Below are 10,194 nucleotides of genomic sequence, written 5' to 3' on the forward strand. Positions count from 1 at the left end.
GTCTATACAAAAAATCAATAGCTACTTATTTAGGTGGAACTTAAAAATTAATTATGCAATTAAGATCTTCAAGTTCAAATCACCCAAAAGAATGAAGAAAGGTTTATATTAAACAGTAAGTAGGATATTACCGACAGGTCATTCTTTAAATTTAATTATCATAAATACAAAATAACCAAATATTACCAGAAATTATATAACACTTACATTTTTATCACTTTCTTGGTTAGGATATATATCTGTCCATAACACACTGAACTCATCAAAAAGCCGCTTATCGAAGCGGCTTGATTTATCTTATCTAGGTAGCGTTTTATAACTGGGGCTCAACAATCACAAATTGATTTGAACTTGCGATAGGTGCATACCACACCCCGCCTTGAACATAGTAATTCGCCCCATTCACAGACACACTTTTTGCGCCGTTTGGCAGAACATTGACAACTCTACCCACTGAACTTGCGCTTGTTGTTGTTACCGTCGTGGTAGTCGTTGTCTTCGCTGGAGGATTTTCTACATACACGTATTGATCGCCATGCTGTTGATAGTACAAACCGTTGATAATTGCATAAGTGATTCCTGAAACAATCAGAAAGCTTGCCGCACTCGGCATACTACTACGATGATACGCTCGCGGGGCGGGGTTTTGATGAGGGTGTCCTGGCTTTTGGTGCGCCGGTTGTGGCTGCGGCATAGGTTGTGGCGGTCTTGCCATTGATGGCAGACTGGTTACTAATAGTGCAGCTAACACACCATAGCGAATAATTGGAGTTTTCAACATACACTCTCCTACTCTTAAGCGTTGTCAGTAAGTGTAACTGACTCAACTTCAAGTGGTGTAAACGCTAAGTAAATATTAGTAAATGACCAGGTTTCGTTACCGATGACTGCTCTTATTTCCCATAGATACAACTTGACATAGTATATATCTGAATTTCAAGACAATATCTGTTTAATATAATAAATAATATTTCAACCTCGCTAGAATAAAGCATGTCTATTTTCATTCTATCCAGATATAAAAAAACGCTTCGTAAGAAGCGTTTTTATTCAAGCAATCACATAGCATATGTTAAAAGCGATATGACACTCCAAACGAACCGACTACAGAGCGATCGTCAATACTGTATTCAACACTGCTCACAGTCACAGAGGTCCAACTTCTCGCTTGGTAATCAATGCCCAAATTCAACCTTAATGCAGGAACAATATAATAGGCTAGACCGACTCCCCCCTTAACGCTCAGTGTCGAGGAACTGCTTTCGCTATAACCCGAAATATCCATAGAACCGATGCCCAACGCTAGCTGAAAATAAGGCGTAATACCGGTTAGGCCAGCCACCATTTCAGGCGGAATTGGAAATTCCTCTTGGAAACCCACCGAAAAAGTACCGAGATTATTATTGTCTGTGTCATAAACTCCCAACTCAAACTCTTCACTCATGTACTCAATAAAATACACCCGCTCACATGTTTCACAGAAGGTGTCATCTTTACTGTACCAAGACAAGCGCAATGCATAAGCCGTACTGTCATCATCCACATCTGCACTGCCGGAATCACTTTCAATCGTAAAGGTGTTTGTAGAAGAGAGAGATTGATAAGTGACTGACATATTTCGGAAACTTTCTGTGGATTCCGTTTCTGCCCAAACGCTTGGGGCAACCAGCAATAAAGCCAAAGCTATCTTTTTCATAGTATACCTTATGTAATAAACCATAAAGTAACTGCGACCCGCCATGCTGTTTATTTATAAATAACATAGCTAGTTTGCTAAAATTTTGCATAAAAGATCAAATAACAGTTTCGTTCTCTTTAAAAAATGGGTTCTTATAAAGTCATGTTAAGAACTTGGGCGGACACTTCCCCTCACTATGACACGTCTACAGTAAGGGGAAAGTATCCACTTAAAGTACGTTATTGCTTACATGATTGTGCGGCAATTTTAAATTCGGTTACCCCTTGGAGGAAGCTATTCCATGAGGTGCATTCGATTCCAGATGACGCAACAAAATACACATTACAAACAAACATCAACGTCATCATCATCAACGGAAAAAGTAAGAAAAAACCTGTCAGTTCTCGGTAGACTTCTTTAGAAAACGTTAGCCGTTCGCTCAAAACACTATATAATTTGTTTGTCGGAACATCTTTACCACCTCTGATACTTTTTAATATCGCAAAATCTTCCTCGAAGTACTTACCTTCCTCAATAAATAAGTTATTTTTTCTTTGCTCGCATGTAGAAATAGCCAACTCAACATCATCCCTTAGCATCAACTGATTCCCACCATTCTTGGCGAATGAATCAAAACTGCCGTATCGGTATAACTTAGGGGACAAGGAATAAAATAGAGTGAAGAAGACAAGAAGTAGCAACCCACAAAGCCAATATACATAGATGGAAGGAGTAATATATTGCTCCATATCAGTGATATTTAGAACCTTGATTAAGGTCGGAGCTAAAAACAGAAACAACATATAAGAAGATAGCTTTTTACTGTGTATTATACTTGAATATACTTTCCAACTACTGAAACCACCAAAACGCGAAAAGATCCATACAAACACTTGACTCATAGCAGCGGAAAAAATAAGAAAATAACTTATAACCAACAAGTTAACGCTAATCCCTGTGTTCAGATACTCGAAAAAAGGGATATATATTAACGTCTGAAATATTGTAAAAAATAAACTAAATGTTTTTTTGTGCTTCATACTGTATAGATTCCATAAAAGACAACACTGAGATTTCGTTTAATTTGAACATATTTCGAAAAATCACTTATATTTCAGTGCATTTTTTACGCAACGGATCTCACATTTAATTTATGTTCATCAAAAGCAACGGACACAACAATCTGAAAGGATAAGCCGTAGAATCAATATTCACCGCACGGAATAGTTACTGACTCGGTGGCTATTCACACAACACGATGTAGTAGGCAAAAGCTTTAATTCTTCTGTATGATGGGAAACTAAAACACTTCCCGTTACCACCAATATAAAAACGGCTAACGTGATATAAGTTTTTTAGACGCGTTATTTTTCATCATCTTTCTTTTTTTAAAAAAAATTGCCCTTCGTATCAAGCTGACCACAAATACAGAAACACCTAACAGAACAAAGAAAAAAGGAGATGTTAGGGCTATGAACATAATGAACAATGTGATAATCGAAGAGGTAAAATGGCAATCCTCTCCTATAACCTCAGTGTACTGGGGGTCGCATAGTAGAAGAGCGTTTTGGCACACCCCGTATCCAATCACACTTGATATCAGAAAAGTGCTAACACATATAATTAACCATTCCCACTTACTCATATCTAACCTCAGTATCTATAAGCACCCATTTACGCTACTAGTACAGTTTACTATATATTCCCCCCCACTAATCAAAGTTTCTATAGATGAGCCTCTTCGTACGAATCTGTAAATAATCCTTCGTATAAACAAAACCTGAAAAATGGACATAGCGACTTAATTCTAGTATCGGCATATGTTCATTAACCATTGCGTACCTTTCAAAGTTGATGCCGAAATATGATTTAGTACCAACTAACAACATTGGGGTATTTGGTTTAAGAGTTTTCCAATCCTCATAACTTATTCCACATAAGGTTTCATATTGTAAGATTGAATTTTTGAATGCATCCAATTCCCCCTGGCAACCTCTACGCATAAAATAATAGTCATTACTAGGAGTAACCTCTGTTATTAATGTCACCTTCTTACCAAAAATCATGTGATATATAACTGCGATGTTACCAACCGGGCCGATCCTAAACATTGCGAAGAAGAGTATTGTGGAAGTAAGCAAGATAAAAAAACGTTTCAATCGCTTTGGTTGCTTCCTAGCGTTCCAAAATAGAGACAGCACAGTAATAATTGCACATAACCATGAAGCTTGTGTTAGAACATTGGTAGAGGACTCAAAGTAATCCACATATCCAATATACATCGCTATAAAAAGAATACAGGACGTTAAAATGATTATTAAAATTATAATTGCTGGATGAAACAAACTACCTCCTTTTGCCCGAAATTGAAACCAATACATAACTCTTCTTACGCGACAAATCGAAGTGAAAATTTTGCTGCCTCGCGAGTATTATCCCTAGCATTTAGTTATGCAATAAATTGTAAATTGACATCTTTGCTTCCAGCCGCCCTTCGCGCGGCTATTTTCTTCTACAAAATCATCCAGCTACGATCCTTTAGCAGAGCACCATGATGATTATAATATCTAGTGCCCTATGCTTAAGTTTTACAAAGACTGAGTGATGTGACGTATTTGGTACCCATCATCGGCATATAACCAGAAGGAACTCCAGGACAAGGCTTATAGCCTTTGTCTTCAAGTAGTTGAGTATAAAAATACACCAACATCACCGACACCATACAAGCAATGATAGTAGCATACATAAAATATCGAATTATCTTGGCACAAAAACGCGTAGCGACTTCCTCCGTATAAAAAAGACTGCCTGTATGGTATATTAATGCGAATGATATCGGGATCGGTGCTATGAATGTCGCAGGTGAAAACCACGAAAATACAATAACGGGTTCAAACGCCAAATATTCAGAAAGTAATAAATTCCCCAAATATAAACTTGACGCAATCATAAGCAGTGCAAGCAGAATGCTAAATATTTTTCTTATCATAAAAGTTCGGTAGTTATGTTGGATAAGTATTGTTCTAGACAGTGTTTAAGCTCTTGACGATTCTTGAAAGACAATCACATTTATAAATTTTACTGATGAAATAACCACCAGCTTTGCTATTATGAAAATAATTTATTTTCCCATATAAAACAAGGAGTTAAAATGACTAACCAAAGTGATGATTTTACTACCCTTTCCCACCTAAGCGTTCAATGTTTTGGGAAAACGACACAAGCTACAATAAGTGAACGCTCATAGATTCAACACTATAGCCCCACTTATAGGAATACTAATCTTTTAGGCTTGGTGGATTATCCCAATATTTAAAGATTTAGGCCTTTTTGGCGGTTTCTTTCTTATGTATATAGTCACTCCTTATTCTACAATTTGGGGGATATGTTACTCAATATATAAAAAAGACTGGCTGTGGGTTTCTATATTTGCTTTCATTGGCGTTGTACCTTGGATAAGCTTCCGTTTCGGACCAGAGTGGCTATTTATAGCTATTTTTGAGCCAATAGCTCACTGAGTAAGCTACCACCTTAGAGCAAATAGAGTAGTTTGAGGAGATGGGTAGCTGTGTTTGGTGATTTAGGGGGCATTTTTGAACTATTTATCTTTCCAGACTGGCCTTATACATTTCTCTATTAACTCTAAAACTCATGGCTACTAAATGAGCATAAAAGACCATAAATTTAATACATATATCCCATTGGTCTTAATTTCCCTAGGCTGGCACTGGTTTTTCTTTCCAATATCTTCGGGAGAGGACTCAGGGTTAGGTACCTTTTTTGTAGAGGCTTATGTCATCGCTCCATTAGGGACCATTTGGGGATTCTGCTTTTCTTTAATTAGAAAACTTTGGGGTTGGATAAGCATCTTTACCGCTATTGGCATTATTCCAGAATTAGTATTTTTCTTAAAACCCGAGTGGCTATTCTAAAGCCTTCCCGATGATATTGAGGATCTCGCTTTGCCAATCAGTTTGAATATGATTGTTCCAGCACTAGGATTGCTTTCGGCTTGGATATGGTTCCTTTTCCCAAGCTTAAGGGACGAGCAGACAGCTATGGGAATGTACGTAATCTTGTACTTCCTAGTAGCTCCAGTATCTATTGCATGGGGAGGGGCATATTCCCTGATAAAGAAACTTTGAACTTGGTTAGCTGTTTTTATCCTTTTCGGCTTAATTCCTGAGCTTCTTTTTGTTTTTAGTGATGTCTAGAACGTTAAATATTGTAATTCCGCTAGTTGGGATTTTTTATATCTTATGGTGGTACTTTTTCCCTAGTCAATTAGAAGTGTCAGACTCTGGACTAGTCGGATTTTTCTTACTTTATTTTGTGTTAGCTCCCATAGTTATCATTTGGGGGTTAGCTTATGCCTTCTACAAAAAAATGTGGACGTGGGTAATTGTGTTTAGTGTCATTGGGGTCATTCCTGAACTATTTATCTTTCCAGGCTGGGCTCAAACTCTCTTCTATATAACTCTAAATTCCATGACTAACTAAATGAGTCTGAACGACTGTATTGAGTGTCAGCCGCCGTTATACTGATGGAGTCTGAATTGGCATGATATCTCGTGTTATGTGCTCTCTTACTTCGCTAAAACTCCGAGAACCCGACACGGGTATCCATTCGTCTTTAGACTTCTAAAGAACCGCTTCATCGGACTGTTGTCCCAACGATTACCTCACCCTGATAAGCTTTACTTGATTTGATAACGCCACGACATAGATGTGCATAGTCGGAAACAAGATATCAAACAGATACAGTTCGGGGATTCCTGGAAGCTGAGAACGTCGCACATCTAACGAACATCGGAATTAGATGTGCACTATATCGGATTAAGAGAATAAACATTAGAAATATTTACTCAGTTCCGATGGCTACAAAGCACTGCTATACGATTCCCCCACAGCACTATGTAGTAGGTAACTATTTTGAATCAAAAGCTTTCATTTTACTGTATAACGGTGAACTAAAACACTTCCCGTTACCGCCAAACGAAAAAACAGCTAACGTAATATCAATTTTTTAGAAGAGTTATTGTTCATCACCTTTCTTTTTCTTAAAAAGAAATCTTCTCACTAAACTAAATGGAAATACAAAACAACCGAACATTATGAATGTAACGACATAAACCCAAATAAACGTCATTAAGAATAGCGAAATGATGGAAGACGTATAATGACAATCCTGCCCTATCACTTCGGTATACTCAGGATCGCATAAACTGAATGCAGCTTGGCATGCGAGAACACCGACAAAAACTGATATAAGCGTGGAAGATATTCCCACAACAGACCATTCAATCTTATTCATCTCCAACCCCAGTATCTACAAATCATTCATGTACACTAACTTAGCTACCAATATAAGTTAGGTGAAAAATTGAAATAAAAAGTTTGTTATCGCGTGTGTAGTGGTCAACAAATTCCGGACACAGATTTAAGCCGATTTTCGGCATTGACTGGCGACAGCCCATCATTTGCTTGATGAGGCCGTTGCCGATTATAGTAGTCCATCAAGTAGTAGCTGATATCTTTCTTCGCTTGAGTTTGAGTCAAATAACCCGTTGCGGGTACCCATTCAGTTTTCAGACTTCTAAAGAGTCTCTCCATTGGCGCATTATCCCAACAGTTACCTCGACGACTCATGCTTTGAGTTATGCGATATCGCCAAAGTCTTTGACGAAATTTACGACTGCTGTACTGGCATCCTTGGTCTGAATGAAACATCACGTTCTTAGGTCGCACTCGTTGCTCCCAAGCCATATCCAAGGCTTTAGAAGCTAATTCAGCATCAGGCTTATCCGATAGAGACCAACCCACGACGCGTCGACTAAATAGATCGAGCACTACAGCTAGATAACTCCACTTCGAACCGGACCAAATGTAAGTGATATCACCGCACCACACTCGATTCGGAGCAATCACAGAGAATTCACGTTTCAGCAGGTTCGGGATATCCAGTCTCTCTGATTTGGCATGCTTATATCGATGCGAACCTGGCTGTTTGCTCATCAGACCGGCTTCTTGCATTAGTTTCCGTACCTTAAATCGCCCGATTTCGATGTTTTCTGAACGCAACATAGATACAAGAGCGCGACTGCCTGCAGAACCTCGACTCATATTGAAGAGTTCTTTAATTCGGCTAGCTAGCCGAATGCGATTGGCATCCGGCTTTCTTTGCTTAAATTCGTAGTAACAGGACGAAGCTACATTGAACAGCTCACAAAGTGTCTTGACCGATTCATACTCCCTCAACTGGTCAATTAGCGAGAACGTTCGAGTTCGTCCGACATTAAGAGAGCGGTGGCCTTTGTTAGTATGGATTTCTCTCTTTCCAACCGACTAATTTTGGCTTCTAATTCTTGGATTTTCTGTTGTTCAGGTGTGAGTGCTTTGGCCGTCGGAGTCGCACCACCACGCTCAATCTTGAGTTGGTCGACCCATCGTCGTAAAGCTGTTTCACCAACATCCATGGAGCGTGCTGCTTCTGGTATTGAATATCCTTGGTCAAGAACCAAGCTTGCAGCATCAATTTTGAATTCAGCAGAAAATGTACGTCGTTGTCGTTTTGTCATTGAACACCTCATTTACGGTGGAGACTTTACCACCTAATTTGGTGTCCGGGATCATTAAACCACTACAAACTCTAACTTGTCCGTTTCGGATTAAAATTTCCATGGGATAACGCACCTAAGTTGCGGCGAACTCTAGTGAGTCCGATGCCCGCCGCGGAGCGGTTTTGGCGGGCATGACCAACCTTGGCTTTTTAAGAGCTAAGCCTCTTATTTACTGCTTCAAGTGCCAGTTTATTGGTGTCAAAGTGCATCAACTCTTTAGCTTCAGATTCTGAAACCCATTTATATTCGCTGTGTTCAGCTGACAACTGTGGTTCACCTTCTACTTCGGCACAGTATACTTTTTCTATTATTTCGGTCGGCCCTGAACCGTAAGAATCGCGCCATTCATCCTTAATAGGAAATGAGTACTCGTAACCTACAGCCAAAATCAATTTTGGCTTATATCCAGTTTCTTCAAATATTTCTCTAGCAGCTGTTTCTTCAAGCGTTTCGCCTTCTTCCATGCCGCCAGTAACACCTTGCCAGAAAGCAGGCAAACTAAACTCTGAACGTTGAACTCGTTTCAGCAAAAGGAATCGAATATTCCCTTCCTCAACACTGTAAAGAAATGCATTTATAGAAAAAGGTTGTCTCATTATTAACTCGTACTCTTAACATTTTATTAGTGCGCATGCGCGCTTACCTCGTTGGGCCAGTGAAAACGCGCACAGTTAACTTTCTGTATACAATGAAATTATCAGCATTTTGCTAAATATACCATCTAGAAGATCAGACAGTTATCGTTACACAAACATTCGAGCCTATCCAATCATAAGTTCTATATGAAGTGCATTATAAAACTGCCTTAACTTCCTTATTTGGTACCAAAAGAAACAACAGCGATGAACTGATAAGTAAACCGTCAGGGTTAGGTCTTGCCTTTTGATAATCATTAGTTTTCGTAGGGTAAAGCATAATAATAAGGCGTTCATTAACGATATCGCTAACTTAAAATGGGGCATAGCCGCTTTATAGAATCAAAGTTATTACCAATATATTAGGTAAAAATTCAGGGATGAATTTTTAGGTTTTCCGCGTCGGGAACGCGTAAAACCGTGCCGGACAACATCAAAGGACAAAGGCATTCCTGGTTACTCTTTTTGCCAGCAAAGAGTGACTGGTGCGCTGTCGCAGAGGGTAAAGAAAGCGAAAACGCATGGCGCATCATACAAACCCATTCATCAAACCAACCAAAAACCCAGATTCCGGATAGCTCATTCTGAGCTTCCGGAATGAAACCATTGGGTAACTCGCCAAAAGGCATCGGGGCAGAAACGGTTTAGAGCTACTGAACTAAAACGTTTCTATCAGGTTAAAAAGTACCTTCAAACTAAACTCGTAGTCTGAGCCTATCTAGCGTCAAGACTGGACTGTATTAGCCGCTGATTTAAGAGCCGTTGGGCAGTTCAATGATTTGATAAAACGTCGCTCCACAATGTAACTAATCTTGATTAGAGAAAAGGTCAGACAGTGAAAATCCGCGACCGTTATGACGCTAGCGTGCCAAGCGTTGTGGGTCCAGTATCACGACAAAAAGCTGTGTTTGTTGAAGATGCAAAATTCCTGCGTTCACAGACAGACAAGCCAATTAAGTGGGCACTTCCAGGACCTATGACCATGGTTGATACGCTGTATGACGCACATTATAAATCACTTAACAAAACATAGCGAATACCGCATTGGTATTCAAGATCAACCACCGCATTCTATAGGTAAGAATATCTTACTCATCGTTAAACTCTGGCACCGAAATTTAGTAACAAGAAGACATCTAAAAGATTTACTCGATTATCTTTTAGATGACATAGGAATAGATAAGCAGCTTGCAAAGAAGGAAACGAATAAAGCGTTCTGGAAATACTAATTTTTACCGTCGCCCCAACATTAATTAAATGA

8 protein-coding genes and 2 pseudogenes are annotated in these 10,194 nt (G+C 39.1%); 3 read left to right on the top strand and 7 right to left on the bottom strand.

Features of this window, described 5'->3' with window-relative positions; translation table 11 throughout:
• Nucleotides 1-313: 313 nt before the first annotated feature.
• From BLS03_RS09715 to BLS03_RS25895, 4 genes are all read right to left on the bottom strand, one after another.
• Complete coding sequence (locus BLS03_RS09715; RefSeq protein WP_093272822.1) at nucleotides 314-781, bottom strand: DUF6515 family protein; 468 nt, start codon at nucleotides 779-781, stop codon at nucleotides 314-316.
• 291 nt (nucleotides 782-1,072) lie between these two features.
• Complete coding sequence (locus BLS03_RS09720; RefSeq protein WP_093272823.1) at nucleotides 1,073-1,696, bottom strand: hypothetical protein; 624 nt, start codon at nucleotides 1,694-1,696, stop codon at nucleotides 1,073-1,075.
• A 221-nt stretch (nucleotides 1,697-1,917) separates the two neighbouring features.
• Nucleotides 1,918-2,718 (bottom strand): hypothetical protein, encoded by an 801-nt coding sequence (locus BLS03_RS09725; protein WP_093272824.1) that lies wholly within the window; start codon nucleotides 2,716-2,718, stop codon nucleotides 1,918-1,920.
• Nucleotides 2,719-4,259: 1,541 nt separating this feature from the next.
• Nucleotides 4,260-4,424, bottom strand: a complete 165-nt coding sequence (locus BLS03_RS25895) for a hypothetical protein (RefSeq protein ID WP_245696643.1) — start codon at nucleotides 4,422-4,424, stop codon at nucleotides 4,260-4,262.
• Nucleotides 4,425-5,340: 916 nt separating this feature from the next.
• On the opposite strand from BLS03_RS25895, the gene BLS03_RS09745 reads away from it, so the two are divergent.
• Complete coding sequence (locus BLS03_RS09745) at nucleotides 5,341-5,610, top strand: hypothetical protein (RefSeq protein WP_093272829.1); 270 nt, start codon at nucleotides 5,341-5,343, stop codon at nucleotides 5,608-5,610.
• A 594-nt stretch (nucleotides 5,611-6,204) separates the two neighbouring features.
• Here the strand turns inward: BLS03_RS09745 and BLS03_RS25370 are convergent.
• The 3 genes and pseudogenes from BLS03_RS25370 to BLS03_RS09765 all read right to left on the bottom strand — a co-directional run.
• Nucleotides 6,205-6,360 (bottom strand): annotated as a pseudogene (locus BLS03_RS25370) (IS3 family transposase); the annotation flags it as partial.
• A 736-nt stretch (nucleotides 6,361-7,096) separates the two neighbouring features.
• A protein-coding gene (locus tag BLS03_RS09760) for an IS3 family transposase (protein ID WP_093272837.1) occupies nucleotides 7,097-8,256 on the bottom strand; the annotation gives its coding sequence in 2 pieces (ribosomal slippage) (nucleotides 7,097-7,995 and nucleotides 7,995-8,256; 1,161 coding nt in all).
• Nucleotides 8,257-8,447: 191 nt separating this feature from the next.
• Nucleotides 8,448-8,894: an NUDIX hydrolase gene (locus BLS03_RS09765; protein ID WP_093272840.1), complete on the bottom strand. Its 447-nt coding sequence runs from the start codon at nucleotides 8,892-8,894 to the stop codon at nucleotides 8,448-8,450.
• Nucleotides 8,895-9,756: 862 nt separating this feature from the next.
• Here BLS03_RS09765 and BLS03_RS09770 point away from each other — a divergent pair.
• Both BLS03_RS09770 and BLS03_RS26180 read left to right on the top strand, forming a co-directional pair.
• Nucleotides 9,757-9,960 (top strand): annotated as a pseudogene (locus BLS03_RS09770) (methionine synthase); the annotation flags it as partial.
• Nucleotides 9,932-10,162, top strand: a complete 231-nt coding sequence (locus BLS03_RS26180; protein ID WP_093272841.1) for a YjiS-like domain-containing protein — start codon at nucleotides 9,932-9,934, stop codon at nucleotides 10,160-10,162. The pseudogene BLS03_RS09770 and the gene BLS03_RS26180, both read left to right, overlap by 29 nt.
• Nucleotides 10,163-10,194: the final 32 nt, after the last annotated feature.

Origin of the sequence: Vibrio xiamenensis (genome assembly GCF_900100015.1) — a bacterium.
GTDB classification, from domain to species: domain Bacteria; phylum Pseudomonadota; class Gammaproteobacteria; order Enterobacterales; family Vibrionaceae; genus Vibrio; species Vibrio xiamenensis.